Source organism: Micromonospora sp. NPDC005174, assembly GCF_040608495.1.
In the GTDB taxonomy this organism is placed as follows: domain Bacteria; phylum Actinomycetota; class Actinomycetes; order Mycobacteriales; family Micromonosporaceae; genus Micromonospora.
Genome location: NZ_JBEXIJ010000007.1, coordinates 178,687 through 196,481 on the forward strand (window position 1 = coordinate 178,687; position 17,795 = coordinate 196,481).

General features: G+C 71.5%; 15 protein-coding genes, 1 tRNA gene and 1 pseudogene. 7 read left to right on the forward strand and 10 right to left on the reverse strand.

From position 1 onward, the window contains the following. Nucleotides 1-49: 49 nt before the first annotated feature. Together ABZU91_RS11220 and ABZU91_RS11225 are read right to left on the reverse strand one after the other, a co-directional pair. Nucleotides 50-466, reverse strand: a complete 417-nt coding sequence (locus ABZU91_RS11220) for a hypothetical protein (protein WP_355237412.1) — start codon at nucleotides 464-466, stop codon at nucleotides 50-52. Beyond that, nucleotides 459-886: pseudogene (locus ABZU91_RS11225) on the reverse strand (hypothetical protein). Before ABZU91_RS11225 ends, ABZU91_RS11220 begins: the two are co-directional and overlap by 8 nt. Before the next feature lie 477 nt (nucleotides 887-1,363). Between ABZU91_RS11225 and ABZU91_RS11230 the strand changes: the two are divergent. After that, nucleotides 1,364-2,266 (forward strand): Gfo/Idh/MocA family oxidoreductase, encoded by a 903-nt coding sequence (locus tag ABZU91_RS11230; protein ID WP_355237415.1) that lies wholly within the window; start codon nucleotides 1,364-1,366, stop codon nucleotides 2,264-2,266. Between the two features lie 32 nt (nucleotides 2,267-2,298). Here ABZU91_RS11230 and ABZU91_RS11235 read toward each other — a convergent pair whose 3' ends face one another. Then, the gene (locus ABZU91_RS11235) at nucleotides 2,299-2,490 is read right to left on the reverse strand and encodes a DUF2795 domain-containing protein (protein ID WP_355237418.1); all 192 of its coding nucleotides are present in this window, start codon (nucleotides 2,488-2,490) and stop codon (nucleotides 2,299-2,301) included. Nucleotides 2,491-2,590: 100 nt separating this feature from the next. Here ABZU91_RS11235 and ABZU91_RS11240 point away from each other — a divergent pair, with 100 nt between their 5' ends. Then, nucleotides 2,591-3,847 (forward strand): erythromycin esterase family protein, encoded by a 1,257-nt coding sequence (locus ABZU91_RS11240; RefSeq protein ID WP_355237647.1) that lies wholly within the window; start codon nucleotides 2,591-2,593, stop codon nucleotides 3,845-3,847. 60 nt (nucleotides 3,848-3,907) lie between these two features. Here the strand turns inward: ABZU91_RS11240 and ABZU91_RS11245 are convergent, their stop codons facing one another. The 3 genes from ABZU91_RS11245 to ABZU91_RS11255 form a co-directional block, all read right to left on the reverse strand. After that, a complete protein-coding gene (locus ABZU91_RS11245; protein ID WP_355237421.1) occupies nucleotides 3,908-6,124 on the reverse strand; it encodes an MMPL family transporter in 2,217 nt (738 codons plus the stop codon). Then, a complete protein-coding gene (locus ABZU91_RS11250; protein WP_355237423.1) occupies nucleotides 6,124-6,711 on the reverse strand; it encodes a helix-turn-helix domain-containing protein in 588 nt (195 codons plus the stop codon). The genes ABZU91_RS11245 and ABZU91_RS11250 overlap by 1 nt, the downstream gene beginning before the upstream one ends. Nucleotides 6,712-6,811: 100 nt before the next feature. Then, on the reverse strand, nucleotides 6,812-7,198 hold the full coding sequence (locus ABZU91_RS11255) for a helix-turn-helix domain-containing protein (RefSeq protein WP_355052881.1): 387 nt from the start codon (nucleotides 7,196-7,198) through the stop codon (nucleotides 6,812-6,814). Between the two features lie 123 nt (nucleotides 7,199-7,321). Between ABZU91_RS11255 and ABZU91_RS11260 the strand changes: the two genes are divergently transcribed. From ABZU91_RS11260 to ABZU91_RS11275, 4 genes are all read left to right on the forward strand, one after another. Next, on the forward strand, nucleotides 7,322-8,851 hold the full coding sequence (locus tag ABZU91_RS11260) for an MFS transporter (RefSeq protein ID WP_355237426.1): 1,530 nt from the start codon (nucleotides 7,322-7,324) through the stop codon (nucleotides 8,849-8,851). Next, nucleotides 8,848-9,807: an ATP-dependent DNA ligase gene (locus tag ABZU91_RS11265; protein WP_355237429.1), complete on the forward strand. Its 960-nt coding sequence runs from the start codon at nucleotides 8,848-8,850 to the stop codon at nucleotides 9,805-9,807. Before ABZU91_RS11260 ends, ABZU91_RS11265 begins: the two co-directional genes overlap by 4 nt. Nucleotides 9,808-9,910: 103 nt before the next feature. Beyond that, the gene (locus ABZU91_RS11270; RefSeq protein WP_355237432.1) at nucleotides 9,911-10,360 is read left to right on the forward strand and encodes a helix-turn-helix transcriptional regulator; all 450 of its coding nucleotides are present in this window, start codon (nucleotides 9,911-9,913) and stop codon (nucleotides 10,358-10,360) included. A 35-nt stretch (nucleotides 10,361-10,395) separates the two neighbouring features. Beyond that, nucleotides 10,396-12,777, forward strand: a complete 2,382-nt coding sequence (locus ABZU91_RS11275) for an excinuclease ABC subunit UvrA (RefSeq protein ID WP_355237435.1) — start codon at nucleotides 10,396-10,398, stop codon at nucleotides 12,775-12,777. Nucleotides 12,778-13,340: 563 nt separating this feature from the next. On the opposite strand, the gene ABZU91_RS11280 is transcribed toward ABZU91_RS11275, so the two are convergent. From ABZU91_RS11280 to ABZU91_RS11295, 4 genes are all read right to left on the reverse strand, one after another. Further along, nucleotides 13,341-13,412: transfer RNA gene (locus tag ABZU91_RS11280), tRNA-Arg, on the reverse strand. Between the two features lie 92 nt (nucleotides 13,413-13,504). Further along, on the reverse strand, nucleotides 13,505-14,197 hold the full coding sequence (locus ABZU91_RS11285) for a winged helix-turn-helix domain-containing protein (protein ID WP_355237437.1): 693 nt from the start codon (nucleotides 14,195-14,197) through the stop codon (nucleotides 13,505-13,507). A gap of 341 nt (nucleotides 14,198-14,538) precedes the next feature. Continuing rightward, the gene (locus ABZU91_RS11290) at nucleotides 14,539-15,207 is read right to left on the reverse strand and encodes a DUF305 domain-containing protein (RefSeq protein WP_355237440.1); all 669 of its coding nucleotides are present in this window, start codon (nucleotides 15,205-15,207) and stop codon (nucleotides 14,539-14,541) included. An 8-nt stretch (nucleotides 15,208-15,215) separates the two neighbouring features. Continuing rightward, nucleotides 15,216-16,028 (reverse strand): DUF3105 domain-containing protein, encoded by an 813-nt coding sequence (locus tag ABZU91_RS11295; RefSeq protein ID WP_355237443.1) that lies wholly within the window; start codon nucleotides 16,026-16,028, stop codon nucleotides 15,216-15,218. A 98-nt stretch (nucleotides 16,029-16,126) separates the two neighbouring features. Between ABZU91_RS11295 and argS the strand changes: the two genes are divergently transcribed. Next, nucleotides 16,127-17,794 (forward strand): arginine--tRNA ligase, encoded by a 1,668-nt coding sequence (gene argS / locus ABZU91_RS11300; protein ID WP_355237445.1) that lies wholly within the window; start codon nucleotides 16,127-16,129, stop codon nucleotides 17,792-17,794. The last annotated feature ends 1 nt before the right edge of the window (nucleotide 17,795 follow it).

Genomic DNA, 17,795 nt, shown 5'->3' on the forward strand with positions numbered 1-17,795 from the left:
CGTCAGGTGGCCCGCGGCCCGGTCGGTCAGGCCGGGTCGCGGCTGTCGGTCAGGCCGCGTCGCGGCGGGTGCGCCAGAGCCAGAACAGGCCCAACACCGGCAGCACCAGCGGGATGTAGCCGTATCCGCTGCCGAACTGCGACCACACCGTCTCGTCGGGGAAGAGGTCCTTGTCGACAACGCTGAGGATGCCGACGGCGACGACCCCGACCAACTCCACCGAGCAGCACGCCAGGGCCACCCGCCGGCCGGTGTGCCCGGCACGGGCCAGACCCACCGCGGCCACGATGTAGATGAGGGCGGCCAGGGCGGAGAGCAGGTACGCCACCGGCGCCTCGTCGAACTTGGTGGCGATCTGCAGGCCGGCCCGGCTGGTCGCCGCGATGGCGAAGAGCAGGTAGACCGCGATCAGCAGTCGGCCCGGACCGGCATTGGTGGCGCGTCGTGCCGGCTGTGTCTCAACCACCGAGGACCTCCCAGGTCTGCTGCAACCGGACCACCACGACCGGTGCGACCAGGCAGACCGCGCAGATGATCGCCGAACCCCAGCGGGTCGGTTCCATCCGGGCCAGCACCCAGGCCAGCGGCGGCAGGCAGACCAGCGTGACCAGGTAGCCGTAGAACGCGCCGGGCTCGCCCGGCCGGTCCCCGCCACCGACCGCCACGAGGGCCGACACCCCCAACGCGAGCAGCGCCAATTCCAGTACGGCCAGACCGGCGAACTGCACCCGGTCCGGAGGTCGGTGGCGTACCGCCGCGATCAGCGCCCACACGGCGACGAGCAGCGACAGCACGATCGACGCCGTCGCGAGGAGCCCGTCCACCGGCGAGTCGGCCGCCGCGCTGGTCATCGGCCCCACCCGGTCGTCGCCTCGGTCACCGGCACAGCCTACTAACCGTCGTAGTAAGCAGCTCACGCTCCCCGCCCGGCGCGCCCCGGGGTGCCGCTGGAGTGCGACCGGAGTCCGACCGGGGTGTCGCCGTGAGGGCAGGTGCACCCCCACCTCACGTCCTTTGCTCTGCTTCAGCGAGGGAAACACCTGCTGTCCGATTATCGGACGTCGTCTGTTGCCTGGGCTGAAGCAGAGCAAAGGACGACCGCTCCTACCCCCTACCCCCTACCCACCGCGAGGAGATCGGCCGCACCGGCGGCCCTCGCCACCCGTCTCTCAGCAGTCGCGGGGACACACCGAACACCACCGAACACCATCCGACACGGCGGGGCAGCACGAGCAGGCCGGGCGTCGGCTGGCGAGCACCAGACGCTTCGGTTGGCGACCCGCCACCGGTGTGGCCAGTGGGGCGACTAGCGTGGATCAGGTCCGTGGCGTTGCCACGGCGCGGCGAAACAGCGGAGGTACACGTGCTGCGGTTCGGCTTGTTCGGCACCGGTCACTGGGCGATCGAGACGCACGGGAAGGCGCTGCACGCACACCCGGACGCGGAACTGGTCGGGGTGTGGGGGCGTAACCCGGAGCGGGCCTCCGCGCTGGCCGAGCGGTACGGGGTGCCCGCATACGCCGACGTCGACGCCCTCATCGAGCAGTGCGAGGCGATCGCCGTCGCGTTGCCGCCGGACGTCCAGGCCGACATCGCGGTCCGCGCCGCCAACGCCGGCCGGCACCTGCTGCTGGACAAGCCGTTGGCGCTCACCGTGGACGACGCCGACCGGGTCGTCGCTGCCGCCGAGGCGTCCGGAGTCGCCTCCGTGGTGTTCTTCACGCAGCGGTTCCAGCCGAACGTCACCGCGTTCCTCGCCGCGACCGCCGCGGCCGGTGGCTGGCAGCACGGCCGCACCACGGCGTTCGCGTCGATCTTCCAGGATGGCAGCCCGTACGGCGGCTCCCTGTGGCGTCGCGAGCACGGTGCGCTCTGGGACATCGCCCCGCACGCACTCTCGATCCTCCTGCCGGTGCTGGGCCGGGTGACCCAGGTGACGGCGGTGGACGGCCCGAGCGGGATGGTGCACCTGCTGCTCACCCACGAGGGCGGTGCGACCAGCAGCGCCTCGCTCTCCCTCGACGCCCCGACCGAGGCGATGGCCCGGGAGTTCGTGTTCTACGGCGAGAACGGTGTCGAGACCGTGCCGCACGGCGAGTACGACGCTGCCACGGCGTTCGGGGTGGCGATCGACCAGCTCGTCGAGCAGGTCCAGGCCGGCACCCGCGACCACCGCTGCGACGTCCGCTTCGGCCGGGAGGTGGTCACGATCCTGGCCGCCGCCGAAACCGCCCGCCAAGAGTCCCGCACGATCTCCCTCCAGTAATCACCTCTGCGCACGGCCGGGTGTGCGGCCGGTCAGGCGAGGGTGGTCAGTGCCTCGCTCAACTCGGCCGGCGACTCGAACTGCTCGGCCGGCAACGCCTGCAACATCTGCAACATCGCCGTGCTGGCGCCGTTCTCCTGCCCCCAGCGGATGAGGTCCTCGCGGGAGACCGGGTAGTCGAGCCCGGCCAGGTACTCCTGCAACTGCACGCCGGTGACGGTCATGCCGGTCGGCTACCCGATCGTCGTACCCGTACACGCGCACGGCGTGTCGGTGGCCGACGCGCCGACGGTTTGTCGGCGCGGCCGCCGGGTAGCCGCTGCCATGCTGGTTCAGCGGCTCGGCGCGCCGAGCGACTTCGACCCGTTGCTGGAGCGCGTTCGGGACGCCCGGGTGGTGATGATCGGTGAGTCCACGCACGGCAGTTACGACTACTACCGCCTGCGTGAGCAGCTGACCCGTCGGCTGATCGCGGAGTGCGGCTTCTCGTTCGTGGCCGTGGAGGGCGACTGGCCGGACTGCGACCGCGTGCACCGTTCGGTCACCGACGCGCCGGGTGGGGCTGCCGATCCACAGACGGCGCTGGAACGCTTCGAGCGGTGGCCCACCTGGATGTGGGCCAACGCGGAGGTGGCGCGCTTCTGCCGCTGGCTGCGGGCGTGGAACCTGGAACGACCGGGAAGTGAGCGGGCCGGCTTCCACGGGCTCGACGTCTACAGCCTCTGGGAGTCGATGCAGGCGATCTTCGACTACCTGGGGGAGGAGGACCCCACCTCGCTGGAGGCGGCGCAGGACGCGTACCGGTGCTTCGAACCGTACGGCAAGCGGGTCGAGGAGTACGGCGCGGCTAGCCGGTTCGTCTCCGCCCGGTGCGAGGAGGAGGTGGTCCGGCTGTTGGCGCGTACCCGGGAACAGGCCATGTCGGACGGCCCGGACCGCTTCTCGGCCTGGCAGAACGCGGAGGTGGTGGCCGGCGCGGAGCGCTACTACCGGGCGATGGTGGCCGGCGGCCCGGACTCGTGGAACATCCGTGACACCCACATGCAGGACACCCTCGACCGGCTGCTGCACCGCTACGGCCCGGACGCCCGAGGGATCGTCTGGGCGCACAACACGCACGTGGGGGACGCGCGGGCCACCGACATGGCAGCGGACGGGATGGTCAACATTGGTCAGTTGGCCCGCGAGCGGTACGGCGACGACGCGGTGGCGTTGGTCGGATTCGGCACCTACCGGGGAACGGTGATCGCCGCCCCCCGCTGGGGTTCGCCGTCCGAGGCGATGGTGGTGCCGCCGGCGCGGGAGGGCTCGGTGGAACGGCGGTTGCACGAGCTGATGCCCGAGCGGGCGGTGCTCGTCTTCGGCGGCGACGACCAGCCGGGCTGGGTCACCGAGCCGGCGGACCACCGGGCGATCGGGGTCGTGTACGACCCGTCGTTCGAGTCCTGGGGCAACTACGTGCCGACCCGGCTGGGCGCGCGTTACGACGCGCTCATCTGGTGCGACGAGACGACAGCCCTGCACCCGCTGGCCGTTCCGGCCGTTCCCGGTGAAATGGAGACGTACCCGGCCGGCGTGTGACCGGTACGACGAAGGTGCGGTGCCCGCAACGGGCACCGCACCTTCAGGTGGTCGGGACGGTCAGACCCGGGTGGGGGTCTGGGCCGTCAGGTGGTCGCGCAGGCCCTCGCCCTCGATGTCGACGTTCGGCAGGGCGCGGGAGAGCCAGCGGGGCAGCCACCAGGCGCGGTCGCCGAGCAGGGACATCACGGCCGGGACGATGGTCATGCGGACCACGAAGGCGTCGATGGCCACGCCGATGGCGAGCGCGAAGCCCATCGACTTGATCACCGGGTCGTCGAGGAAGACGAAGCCCCCGAACACCGACATCATGATCAGCGCGGCGGCGGTGACCACCCGGGCCCCGTGTCCCATGCCGCTGATCGTCGCCTCCCGGGCGGTCTCGCCGTGCACGAAGTCCTCCCGCATGCGGGACACCAGGAACACCTCGTAGTCCATGGCGAGCCCGAACAGGATGCCGATGAGCAGGATCGGCAGGAAGCTGATCAGCGGACCGGGAGTGTCCAGGCCGAGCAGGTTGGCGAGGTGCCCCTGCTGGAAGACCGCCACCGTGATGCCGAATGTGGCGGCGACGGTGAGCAGGAAGCCCAGCGCGGCCTTGACGGGCACCAGCAACGAGCGGAACACGAGCATCAGCAGCAGGACCGACAGCCCGACCACCAGCAGCAGGTAGACCGGCAGCGCGTCGGAGAGCTTCTCGGAGACGTCGATGCCGATCGCGGTGACACCGGTGAGCAGCACGTCCGCGTCGCGGATACCGCTCACCGAGCCGCGGATGTCGTGCACCAGCGTCTCGGTGGCCTTGTCGGTCGGGCCGGTCTTCGGCACCACCCCGAGCAGCGCCGTCCGGCCGTCCGGGCTGAGCTGGGGTGGGGCCACCGCGAGGACGTTCTCGGTGCGTTGCAGCAGTGCGGTGACCTGCGGTACGGCGGCCGAGGTGGCCTGCGGCGAGTCGCCGGCGACCACCACCGCGAGGCGACCGGTGAAGCCCGGGCCGAAGCCCTCGACGGTCAGGTCGTTGGCGACCCGGGCGGGGGAGCCGACGGCGGCCGTCGCCGCGCCCGGCAGGGCCAGCCGCATGTCCGGCGTGGGCAGCGCGAGCAGTCCCAGGCCGAGCAGCCCGACCAGGATCACCGGTACGCGGAACCGGGTGACGAAACGCGCCCAGCGGAAGCCGAACCGGGTGCGGTCCTCGGCCGTGACCGTGTGGACGTCCGGGGTCGACGCGGGGGTGTCGGTGGCCGGCGTGGTGTCGGCGGAGACGCCCCGCAGCCGGCGGGGGAGCACCCGTCGGCCGGCGAAGCCGAGCAGTGCCGGCTGGAGGGTGATGGCCACGAGGACGGCCACGGTGACCGTGCCGGCGGCGGCGAGACCCATCACGGTGAGGAACGGAATGTCCACCACGGCCAGCCCGGCCAGCGCGATGACGACTGTCGCGCCCGCGAAGACGACGGCGGAGCCTGCGGTGCCCACGGCCCGGCCGACCGCCTCGTCCGGCGGCAGGCCGTCGAGCAGGTTCCGCCGGTGCCGGGAGGTGATGAACAGCGAGTAGTCGATGCCCACGGCGAGGCCGAGCATCAGCGCGAGGATGGGTGCCGTGCTGGTCAGCTCGATGACGCCACTCAACGCGAAGAGGCCGGCCATGCCGACGCCCACGCCGATCAGCGCGTTGAGCATGGTCATCCCGGCCGCCACGAGCGAGCCGAAGGTGATGATCAGGACGATCGCGGCGACCAGGACACCGAGCGCCTCGGTCGAGCCGATCTCCGGTTCCCCGCCCAGCACCTCACCGCCCGGGGCGACCTGCCAGCCCTGCGCCTTGGCCGCCGCGCCGACCTCCTCGTACGCGGTCTTCTGCTCGTCGGTCACCTCGTCCGCGCCGGTGGCGAACTGGACCTGGACCAGCGCGTACCGACCGTTGGGCGAGACGGCCCCGACCTGGAGCGGGTTGACCGCGCCGACGACGCCGGGCAGCGTCCCGGCCTGCTGGACCAGTTCCTGCACCACGGCCTGGCCCTGCGGGGTGGCCAGTTGACCGTCCGCGGGCGCCTTGATCGTGATTGTGCCGGTCGCTCCGCTGGCCGCGGGGAACTGCTCGGCGAGCAGGTCGAGCGCCCGCTGGCTCTCGGTGCCGGGCATGGTGAAGTTGCTCGCCGTCGGGCCGCGCAGGGTCGCCGCGGCGAGGCCGGCGCCGACGAGTACGACGAGCCAGAGCGCGACGACGAGCCGTCGCCGACGTAACGCGCCCCGGCCGAGCCGGTAGAGCAGGGTGGCCATCAGGAGTCCTTGTCCTCGGTCATGGGTGTTTGGGGCAGGGGTGTCCCGACGGGTTCGACGGCCCGCCGGACGAGGGTGAGCAGGGCGGAGCGCAGGTCGTCCTCGGGGACGTCGACGAACTCCGCGCACGCCTCGGAGATGCCGGCCAGCAGCACCACGGCGATGATCCGGGCGCTCGGACGGTCGGAGTGTCCGGCCAGCGCGTCGCGCAGCCGTTCGGAGATCTGCTGGATGCAAGCGAAGGCCGGCTGGCGGAGCAGCTCCGGGAACTCGCCGCGCAGTACGGCGATCTCCCGCCGGAATCGGACCGCGAGGTCGACGAAGCCGACCGCGGCGACCTCCTGGGCGGCCGCGCCGGTCAACCCGCTGAGCTGGTCGTCGAGGTCGGTCAGCACCGTGATGGCCGGTGCCATCAGCTCGGCGAGCAGGGCTTCCTTGTTGGCGAAGTGGTAGAGCACGGTGGCCTTGGAGCAACCGACCTCGCGGGCGATGTCCTGCAACGAGGTGCCCCGGTATCCGGTCACCGCGAATCGTCGCGCCGCCGCGGCGAGGATCTCACCGTGCGTCTCGGATACCGCTCTGGCCATCACCGGTCCACCTCCGTGAACCAGCATGCCTGACCGATCGGTCAGACCCTGACCGATCGGTCAGACAAGCCACGTGGTGTTCCCCACACCCGCTGCCCGTTTAGTCGGCGTGCTCGGCGTCGTACCTGGTCCGCGCCTCGGCGATGGCCCGGCGGTGCCGTTCGGCCCAACTCGTGAGCGCCACCAGCGACTCGTACAGCTCCAGCGCCATCGGGGTGGCCACGTACTCGACCTTCGGTGGCACGGTCGGGTAGACGGTGCGGTGCAGCAGGCCGTCGCGTTCCAGGTTGCGCAGGGTCAGCGTGAGCATCCGACGGCTGATGCCCTCGATGTGCCGCTCCAGCTCGGTGAAGCGCACCGGGCCGTGCGAGGCCGCCACCAGGATGCCGATGCTCCACTTGCCGCCGACCCGGTCGAGCACCTCGCGGACGGTGCACGCCCGGGCCTGCCCGGGGGTGAAGGGCACGTTCCCGGGTGAGCAGGTCAGCTCGGCCTCCACCGGCGCGGACACATCGCTGTTCCTCTGGGACACAACAGTGCCTCCTTCCGCTCCCGCTCATGGTCACAGACGATGGCGTCGGTAACAAACCGTGCACCAAAGAGGGGCCCCATGGACCGAGTCTCCCCGTCCCGCTGGCCGGCACTGCTGGTGCTCTGCGCCGGCAGTCTCATGATCATTCTCGATGGCAGTGTCGTGTCGGTGGCCCTGCCCGCCGTCCAACGCGACCTGGGCTTCACCGCCGCAGGGATGGCCTGGGTGGTGAACGCCTACCTGGTGGCGTTCGGCGGCCTGCTGCTGCTCGCCGGCCGCCTCGGTGACCTGCTCGGTCGACGCCGGGTCTTCCTGGCCGGCGTCGTGCTGTTCACCGTGGCCTCGGCGGCCTGCGCGCTCGCCAACGGGCCGGCTCTGCTCGTCGGCGCGCGGTTCGGCCAGGGCGTCGGCGGCGCGCTGGCCATGGCGGTCAGCCTCGGCATGATCGTCCGGCTCTATCCCGAGCCGGCCGAGCGGGCCCGCGCGATCGCCGTCTACAGCTTCACCGGGGCGGCCGGCGCGTCGATCGGTACGGTGGCCGGGGGAGTGCTGACCGAGCTGGCCGGCTGGCGTTCGATCTTCCTGGTGAACCTCCCGATCGGGGCGGGGATCCTGCTCGCCGCCGTCCGCCGACTCCCCGCCGAACGGGGCATCGGCCTGCGGGCCGGCCTCGACGTGCCGGGCGCACTGCTCGCCACCGCTGGCCTGATGGCGGCCGTGCTGGGCATCGTGGGGACGGGCGAGCACGGCTGGACCAGTCCGCGAACCCTCGGCGCGGTGGCACTCGCCGCGCTGCTGCTCGGCGGCTTCGCGGTGCGCCAGGGCGTGGCGTCCACCCCGCTGCTACCTCCCCGACTTATGCGCGTCCCGGGGCTGCTCGCGGCGAACACCGTGCAGTTCCTCATGGTGGCAGCGTTCTTCGGCTTCCAGTTCCTGCTCGCCGTGGAGCTGCAACTGGTGCTCGGGCTGGACGCGGCGGCGACCGGCTGGGCGTTCCTGCCCACCCCGGTGGTGATCGCGGTGGTGTCGCTCGGACTGGCCGGCCGGCTGATCGCCCGCTGGGGTGCCCGTACCGTGCTGGTGACCGGGCTCGGTCTGGCCGCCGTCGGTTTCCTGCTGCTCGCCCGGCTGTCCGCCGACGGTGGCTACCGCACCGACGTACTCCCGGCGATGTTGATCTTCGGGTTGGCTGGTGGTCTGACCCTGCCGGCGGTCACCACGCTGGCCATGGCCGGCGCGACCGACGCCGACGCCGGGCTCGCCTCCGGTCTGGCCAACACCACCCAGCAGGTCGGCGGGGCGGTCGGCCTGGCGGCGCTGGCGACCCTGGCGGCGTCCCGCAGCGACGCTCTGCGGGCCGCCGGCCGGGCCGAGGCGGCCGCTCTGGCCGGCGGTTACCGGGTGGCGTTCGCGGTGGCCGCCGCCCTGATGCTCGCCGCCCTGCTGCTGGCGCTGTGCACGGTGCCGCGCCGGCCGGGCGGGCCGCGACCCGACGTCGACGGACCGGTCGACGGGCCGGTCGCCGACCGTGGGCCTCGAAATCGGCAGGCCTCCGAGCGCCGCGTCCGGTTGACCGCCGACGCCGAGGCCGCGAGGGTGATCGGGTGAGTGAGGCTGACGAGACCCGCGACGGCGTGGCCCTGACCAACCTGGACCGGCCGCTGTCCGACCGTGACGACGCGACCAAGCGCGACCTCGTCGACTACCTCGACGCGGTCCGGGAGCCGATCCTCGGGCAGCTGCGCGACCGGCCGCTGTCGGTGATCAGGGTCCGCCCGGGTCAGCCGCCGTTCATGCAGAAGAACCTGCCCCGCTACACCCCGGACTGGGTACGCCGGACGTCGGTCTGGGCCGAGGCGTCGCACCGGGAGATCTCGTACGCCCTCTGCGACGACCGGCGCACCCTGCTCTGGTTCGCCAACCAGCGGGCCGTCGAGTACCACCCGACCCTGGCCACGGCGGCCGACCCGCACCGACCGACCCACCTGGTGCTCGACCTGGACCCGCCCGAGGGCGACCGGTTCGGGGCGGCGGTCGACGCGGCCCTGCTGGTCCGCCAGGCACTCGCCGACGCCGGCCTGGCCGGTGCGGTCAAGACCAGCGGCGCCAAGGGCGTGCACGTGTTCGTCCCGGTCATCGGTGACGCCACCGCCGAGGAGTTGGCCGCCGCCACCCGGGCCCTCGCCGTCCGGGCCGAACGGCTCGACCCGGCGCTCGCCACCACGGCGTACATCCGCGAGGACCGGGGCGGGAAGGTCTTCGTGGACGCCACCCGCTCCGGCGGCGCGACGGTCGTGGCCGCGTACAGCCCGCGACTGCGGCCCGGCATGCCGGTGTCCTTCCCGGTCGACTGGGCTGACCTGACCGAGGTGACCCCGGCGGACTTCACCATCCGGACGGCGCCGTCGCTGCTCGCCGGGACCGATCCGTGGCTCGCGCTGCTGCCGGAACCCCAGCGGATCCCCGCCGACCTGGTCGCGGAGGGCCGCACGATCCCGGTGGCCCGCGTGCAGGCCATGCACGAGGGCAAGCGCCGGGCCCGCGCCCGCCGCGAAACCACCTGACGGTACGCCCCGACGACCGCCCCACCCGCCGCCGCGCGGCTCGGGTCCGGCTCGGCCGTCCGGCGGGCCTTTCTTGTCGGGGTTCTGTGGCACGATTTTGCGGGTGACCAGCCGATCGACCGAGAGTCAGCGCCTCAGTGATCTCGCGCGGCTGCGTCGCGTCCGTGACCGCATCGACCGCGAGTACGCACAGCCGCTGGATGTGGAGGCGCTGGCTCGGGGCGTCCACATGTCGGCCGGGCACCTCAGCCGGGAGTTCCGGCTCGCCTACGGCGAATCGCCGTACAGCTATCTCATGACGCGGCGCGTCGAGCGTGCGATGGCCCTGCTGCGTCGTGGCGACCTGAGCGTCACCGATGTATGTTTCGCGGTCGGCTGCTCGTCGCTCGGCACCTTCAGCACCCGCTTCACCGAGCTGGTCGGCATGCCGCCGAGCACCTACCGGCGGGAGGCGGCGCTCGCGACGGCCGGGCTGCCGTCCTGCACCGCGAAGCAGGTCACCAGACCCATCAGGAATCGAGAAGCGCAGGTCACGCGGCCACCTGTACCGTGACCGGACCCCGCACCCCCCGAGCAGATGGAGAGACGATGAGCAAGGCCACGGACTCGCCCGCGGCACACGTCGCCGACCGCCACGACCTGATCCGGGTGCAGGGTGCTCGCGTCAACAACCTCAAGGACGTCACGGTCGAGCTTCCGAAGCGTCGTCTGACGGTCTTCACCGGCGTCTCCGGCTCGGGCAAGAGCTCGCTGGTGTTCGGCACCATCGCCGCCGAGTCGCAGCGGATGATCAACGAGACCTACAGCGCCTTCCTCCAGGGCTTCATGCCGACGCTGACCCGGCCCGAGGTCGACGTGCTGGCCGGGCTGACCACCGCGATCATCGTCGACCAGGAGCGGATGGGGGCCAACGCCCGCTCCACCGTCGGCACCGCCACCGACGCCAACGCGATGCTGCGCATCCTGTTCAGCCGGCTCGGGCAGCCGCACATCGGTCCGCCGAACGCGTTCTCGTTCAACGTCCCGTCGGTCCGGGCGAGCGGCGCGATCACCGTGGAGCGCGGCGCGGGCAAGACCAGGACCGAGAAGGCGACCTTCAACCGCCTGGGCGGCATGTGCCCGCGCTGCGAGGGCATGGGCGCGGTCACCGACTTCGACCTGTCCGCGCTCTACGACGACAGCAAATCCCTCAACGAGGGCGCGATCACGATCCCCGGCTACAGCATGGAGGGCTGGTACGGCCGGATCTTCCGTGGCTGCGGCTACTTCGACCCGGACAAGCCGATCAGCAAGTACACGAAGAAGGAGTTGCAGGACCTGCTCCACCGGGAACCGACCAAGATCAAGGTCGACGGCATCAACCTGACGTACTCGGGCCTGATCCCGCAGATCCAGAAGTCGTTCCTCTCCAAGGACATCGACACGCTGCAACCGCACATCCGCGCCTTCGTGGACCGGGCGGTGACCTTCACGACCTGCCCCGACTGCGACGGCACCCGGCTCAGCGCCGAGGCCCGGTCGTCGAAGATCGCCGGCAGGAACATCGCCGACGTCTGCGCCATGCAGATCAGCGACCTGGCGGCCTGGGTCCGAGGGGTCGAGGAGCCGTCCGTCGCGCCGCTGCTCAGCGGGTTGCAACACCTCCTCGACTCCTTCGAGGAGATCGGGCTGGGCTACCTGTCACTCGACCGGCCGTCGGGGACGCTCTCCGGTGGCGAGGCGCAGCGCACCAAGATGATCCGCCACCTCGGGTCGTCGCTCACCGACGTCACGTACGTCTTCGACGAACCGACGATCGGGCTGCACCCGCACGACATCGCCCGGATGAACGGCCTACTTCTGCGCCTGCGCGACAAGGGCAACACCGTCCTGGTCGTGGAGCACAAGCCGGAGGCCATCGCCATCGCCGACCACGTCGTCGACCTCGGTCCGGGCGCCGGCACCGGCGGTGGTGAGGTCGTGTTCGAGGGCACCGTCGAGGGGCTGCGCGCCAGCGACACCCTGACCGGGCGGCACCTGGACGACCGGGCCGCGCTGAAGTCGTCGGTGCGTACACCGTCCGGCACGCTCGCCGTGCGGGGAGCGAACACCCACAACCTGCGCGACGTCGACGTCGACATCCCGCTCGGTGTGCTCGTGGTGGTGACCGGCGTGGCCGGCTCGGGCAAGAGCTCACTCATCCACGGCTCGGTCTCCAGCAACCACGGGGTGGTGTCGGTCGACCAGAGCGCGATCCGCGGCTCGCGTCGGAGCAACCCGGCGACGTACACGGGTCTGCTCGAACCGATCCGCAAGGCGTTCGCCAAGGCCAACGGGGTGAAGCCCGCGCTGTTCAGCGCCAATTCCGAGGGTGCCTGCCCCGGCTGTAACGGCGCCGGTGTCGTTTACACCGACCTGGGGATGATGGCCGGTGTCGCCGCCACCTGCGAAGAGTGCGAGGGGCGGCGGTTCCAGGCGTCCGTGCTGGAATACCGCTTCGGCGGCCGGGACATCAGCGAGGTGCTCGCGATGTCGGTGACCGAGGCGGAGGCGTTCTTCGGCACGGGCGACGCCCGTACCCCGGCCGCGCACGCCATCCTCGACCGGCTCGTCGACGTCGGGCTCGGCTACCTCAGCCTCGGCCAGCCGCTGACCACCCTGTCCGGCGGCGAGCGGCAGCGACTCAAGCTGGCCACCCGCATGGCCGACAAGGGTGGCATCTACGTCCTCGACGAGCCCACCACCGGCCTGCACCTCGCCGACGTGGAGCAACTGCTCGGCCTGCTGGACCGGCTCGTCGACTCCGGCACCTCGGTGATCGTCGTCGAGCACCACCAGGCGGTCATGGCGCACGCCGACTGGATCATCGACCTCGGCCCCGGCGCCGGCCACGACGGTGGCCAGATCGTCTTCGAAGGCACCCCCGCCGACCTGGTAGCCGCCCGCAACACCCTCACCGGAGAACACCTGGCGAAGTACGTCAACGCCTGACCCCGCTCGCCCCCTGCGACGCAGCGGGGCAGGTCGCGCTCCGCGATGCAGGCGGGGCCGGCGTCGCTCCGCGGGTGCGGCCCGGGCCGGCGTCGCTCCACGATGCACGCGGGCCGGGCGTCGCTCCACGGGTGCAGCCCGGGGCCGGCGTCGCTCCACGATGCACGCGGGCCGGGTGCCGCTCCGCGATCTTGCACTTTCGGTGGCGACATATGGCGCAATCGCCCCCACAACGACAACAGAAACTGCAAGATCGACGGGCGCTGGCCGGCGGGGTCCATGAGTGCGGGGCAGCGCTGGTGCGCCGGGGTCGGTGCGGCGCGGTCCTGTGCCCTGGTTGCGTGGGTTTGAGGCAGGCGGTGCGGCGGCCAACCCCGGCGCGGTCCGGGGCAGGCGATGTGGCGGCCACCCGCTGCGGTTCGGCGCAGGCGATGTGGCGGTCACCCGCTGCGGTTCGGCGCAAGCCTGCGCCGGATGCGTGGGGTCCGGGGCTCGGCCCCGGGGCAGACATGACAAGCGCCCCAGGTCCGCGCTTCTCAGCGGACATGGAGCGCGAAAGCTTGTGCCCCCGGCAGGATTCGAACCTGCGCCCCCGCCTCCGGAGGGCGGTGCTCTATCCCCTGAGCTACGGGGGCTCAGCGACTGGAGAAGACTAGCAAACCTCCCCGGCGTACGCCGAATCGGTATCGGGTGGGCCGATCGTGTCGGTTACCGGCCCACCCGGTGCTCAGGCCGCTACCGCCCGCCCGCAACTGGGCAGTGGGTGCAGGACGATCCGTCGGGGCAGCCGCCGCGGCCACTCGTTGCGGGGCCAGGACCCGTCCACGATCAGATGGACGGTGCGCTGCTCCTCGCCGCTGAGCCGCAGCACGAAGTCGCGGGGGAGCGGCGGGTCGACAGTCGGTGTCGTGATCATGAAACGCACCCGACCCCGGGACGACACAGCGGAGATCACGTCGGCGGCCGGCATCGTGCCGCGCAGCCGTACCCGCCCGATCCAGTAGACCTCGGCCAGGTGCTCCTGGGCCGTCCGGGTGATCGTCGGGTACTCGCTGCGTACCCACCGCTCGACCGCGCTGACGCAGAGACCGCAGGCGCGCTCGCGCGGCTCGCGCGGACCCAACCCCCAGGCCCGCAGGTACGCCCCGACGGCGCCCACGTCCAGCGGAAGGTCGAACCGGCGCTGGATGAGCGTGGTGAGGCTCTGCCGCGTCCACAGCTCCTCGTCGAGGCCGAATTCGTCGGGGTGGACGCCCCGGAGTGTGTCGATGAGTTCGAGTTCCTGGTCGCGGCTGAGCATTCCCGGCTCGCCCTGCCGCTGTCCGCGACGGACGGCTGCCACCGCCCCGTCACCGCCGATGGTGTGGCGTCGGCACCAACTGGTTACCGAGCGCCGTGCGTCTCTGAGTGCAACCCCCACGTCTTGGGCAACGAGCACGAATCACAACTGGTCACGATATGTGTGGAGAAAACTCTCTAAGCAACGTAATCGCCCGTCCAACGTAAAACGCCCACAAGTGACGAATCGGCACGTATGGGGCGCAAAGGTTACCGGGAGGCCTGTGGATGCTGTGATCGACTCGGGTTCTCGGAAGCCGGGGTGTCCAGGCCGCGCTGATAGCCCACTTTCCAGGAAGCCGAGTCGATCATTGAGATCGCGCCCGCCGCGCCCCGCTCGGGCGGCGGCCGGATACGGGCCGGGCCCGCGCCCCGCCGACGCGTGCGGCGGTGACGCGGGCCCGGTGTGCCCGTGCGGAGGGGTCAGCCCTTGGCCTGCGCCTGGAGCTGCCGGAGGTTGTTCAGCTCGGACTGCTGGGTGGTCTTCATCGTCTCGGCCACGCGTACGACCTCGGCGTTGTCGGTCTCGGCCAGCGCCGCGTCGATCATGTGGATCCCGCCGAGGTGGTGGTTGTACATCAGGGTCAGGAACTGCCGGTCGACCTCGACACCCTTGGCGTCGCGCAGCGCGGCCATCTGTTGCGGTGTCGCCATGCCCGGCATCAGCCCGTCCTTGACGGCGGCGCCGTCGGACATCCACGACATCGGCGGCTGCGACCCGGTCGGGCTCAACCCCCACTCGCGCAGCCAGGTCTGCATGGCGCCGATCTCGCCCTGCTGGCCGGTGGCGATGTCGACGGCGATCTGGCGGACCTCGGGCAGCGTGGCCGACCGGTACGCGATGAGGCTCATCTCCACGGCCTGCGTGTGGTGGGTCGTCATGTCCCGCGCGAAGCCCGCCTCGACCGAGGCGTCACCGGGGCGGGTGAGCCGGGGGGTGAGCAGGCCGCCGGCGTACCCGAGCAGCAACCCCACCACCAGCAGGGCAGCCAGCGCGAGCACCCCGTAACGCCGCGCCGGGGCCCGGCCGCCCTCCTGAAGGGCGGCCTCGGCCTCGTCGTACTCGCTGTCGGTGGTGGTGGGGGCTGTCATCGACGTCCTTACTGGGTGGGCGGCTGCTGCTGGAGCTCGCGCGGCGTGGTGCCGGTGGCGGTGACGCCCTGGTTGCACAGCGCGGTCGGGCCTTCGACGGAGGCGTTCACCCGCAGGTCCTTGATGAACTCGTCGATCCGCTTGTCGTCGGCGTTGTCGACCTTGAGCTGGTAGCCCCACGCCTGGAGCGAGATCGGCTTGTCCAGGCCCTCGTACGGGCTCATCAGCGTCTTCTCGACGCCACGCACCTTGCCGGCGAGCTTCTCGACCTGGTCCTTGGGCAGGTCGGGGCGGTACGTGATCCACACCGCGCCGTGCTCCAGGCTGTGCACCGCGTGCTCGCTGGCGATCGGGGCGTCGTACACGTCGCCCATGCAGTTCTGCCAGGCGGCGTTGTGCACTCCGCCCACGGGCGGCGAGTACTTGTAGGTCAGCGGGCCGGCCTTGTGCGCCTCGTACTTGAGGCTGTCCGGGTCGGACTTGCGGATGTTCACGATGCTGTCGATGGCGTTGGCCTTCTTGTCCCACGGCTTGGAGCCCTGGAACGCGGCCCAGGAGCCGTAGCCGATGATGGCGACCGCGAGGACGCCGACGGCGACGAAGAGCGCGATCGGGCCCCAGGCCCGGCCCTGGCTCACCTTGACCGGTGTGACCGGCTTGCGGGGACCCTTGCCACCTGCCCGCGGGGTGCCTCCCGGCTTACCCGCCGGTTTGCCGGGACCGGCCTTGGCGTCAGACGCCGGCCGGCCCGCAGCCGGCTTCTTGCCGGTGCTGACCACGGTCGGGCGGCGCTCTGGGCCACCCGGGGTGCTGATGCTCATCGTGCCTCGTCAGGTCGGTCGGTCAGGGGAGATGGCGGGCCGGTTGACGCGCAGGGTAGCCGCCGAGTGCCCGAGTCTACCCCCGATAACATGGTTGGGTGACTCCTGCAGAACTAGCCTCGGTCGTCCTCACCGCCGCCCACGCCGTCTTCACCGACCGTGGCCTGGATCACGCCGCGCTGCCGGAGCGCACGGCGGTGGAGCGACCGCGCAACCCCGAGCACGGCGACTACGCCTCCACGCTCGCTCTGCAGTTGAGCAAGAAGGTGGGCGTCCCGCCGCGGGAGCTGGCCGCCGCCCTGGCCGACGAGCTGGGTCGGGCACCGGGCGTCAAATCGGTGGAGATCGCCGGGCCGGGCTTCCTCAACATCCGGCTGGACGCCGCCGCCGCCGGCCAGCTCGCCCGGGTGATCGTCGAGGCCGGCGCGGAGTACGGCCGCAGCGACCGGCTCGCGGGCGAGAAGATCAACCTGGAGTTCGTCTCGGCCAACCCGACCGGCCCGGTGCACATCGGCGGCGTCCGGTGGGCGGCGGTCGGCGACGCGCTGAGCCGGCTGCTGCGCGCGACCGGCGCCGACGTCGGCACCGAGTACTACTTCAACGACGCCGGCTCGCAGATCGACCGGTTCGCCCGGTCGCTGCTGGCCGCCGCGAAGGGCGAGGCCGTGCCGGAGGACGGCTACGGCGGCGCGTACATCGCCGAGATCGCCTCCGAGGTGCAGGCCCGCCGGCCCGACGTGCTCGGCCTGGACGACGCCGCCGCCCAGGAGGTGTTCCGGGTCGAGGGCGTCGCGCTGATGTTCGACGAGATCCGCTCGTCGCTGCGCGACTTCGGGGTGGAGTTCGACACCTACTTCAACGAGAAGGACCTGCACGACCGGGGTGAGCTGGACCTCGCGCTGGCGCGGCTGCGCGAGCAGGGGCACCTGTACGAGTCCGAGGGCGCCACCTGGCTGCGGACCACCGACTTCGGTGACGACAAGGACCGGGTGCTGCGCAAGTCCAACGGCGAGTGGACGTACTTCGCCGCGGACTGTGCCTACTACCTGGACAAGCGGGAGCGCGGCTTCGAGCGGGTCGTGATCATGCTGGGCGCCGACCACCACGGCTACATCGGTCGGATGAAGGCGATGGCGGCCTGCTTCGGCGACGACCCGGAGCGCAACCTGGAGATCCTCATCGGGCAGCTGGTCAGCCTGTTGCGCGACGGCGCCCCGATGCGGATGAGCAAGCGTGCCGGCACCGTGATCACTCTGGAGGACCTGGTCGACGCGATCGGCGTGGACGCCTCCCGGTACGCGCTGGCCCGCTACTCCAGCGACTCGCCGATCGACATCGACATCGAGCTGTGGACCCGGGCGACCCGCGACAACCCCGTCTACTACGTGCAGTACGTGGCAGCCCGGACGGCGGGCGTGGCCCGCAACGCCGCCGAGGTGGGGTTGGTGCCCGGCGACGCCGACGCGTTCCGCCCCGAGCTGCTCGAGCACGAGAAGGAGAACGAGCTGCTCAAGGCGCTCGCCGAGTTCCCGGCCGTGGTGGCCACGGCCGCCGAGCTGCGCGAACCGCACCGGGTGGCCCGCTACCTGGAGGAGAGCGTCGCGGCCTCCTTCCACCGGTTCTACGACAACTGCCGGGTGCTGCCGTTCGGCGACGAGGAGATCACCGACCTGCACCGCGCCCGGCTGTGGCTCAACAACGCCACCCGCACGGTGATCGCCAATGGCCTGCACCTGCTCGGCGTATCCGCCCCAGAGAGGATGTAAC

Excerpts from the sequence above, each read along its gene's own strand:
- ABZU91_RS11275 (WP_355237435.1), top strand. The coding sequence starts at position 10,396 with ATGAGCAAGGCCACGGACTCGCCCGCGGCACACGTCGCCGACCGCCAC.
- ABZU91_RS11240 (WP_355237647.1), top strand. The coding sequence starts at position 2,591 with ATGCTGGTTCAGCGGCTCGGCGCGCCGAGCGACTTCGACCCGTTGCTG.
- ABZU91_RS11250 (WP_355237423.1), bottom strand. The coding sequence starts at position 6,711 with ATGGCCAGAGCGGTATCCGAGACGCACGGTGAGATCCTCGCCGCGGCG.
- ABZU91_RS11245 (WP_355237421.1), bottom strand. The coding sequence starts at position 6,124 with ATGGCCACCCTGCTCTACCGGCTCGGCCGGGGCGCGTTACGTCGGCGA.
- ABZU91_RS11260 (WP_355237426.1), top strand. The coding sequence starts at position 7,322 with ATGGACCGAGTCTCCCCGTCCCGCTGGCCGGCACTGCTGGTGCTCTGC.
- ABZU91_RS11295 (WP_355237443.1), bottom strand. The coding sequence starts at position 16,028 with ATGAGCATCAGCACCCCGGGTGGCCCAGAGCGCCGCCCGACCGTGGTC.
- ABZU91_RS11290 (WP_355237440.1), bottom strand. The coding sequence starts at position 15,207 with ATGACAGCCCCCACCACCACCGACAGCGAGTACGACGAGGCCGAGGCC.
- ABZU91_RS11235 (WP_355237418.1), bottom strand. The coding sequence starts at position 2,490 with ATGACCGTCACCGGCGTGCAGTTGCAGGAGTACCTGGCCGGGCTCGAC.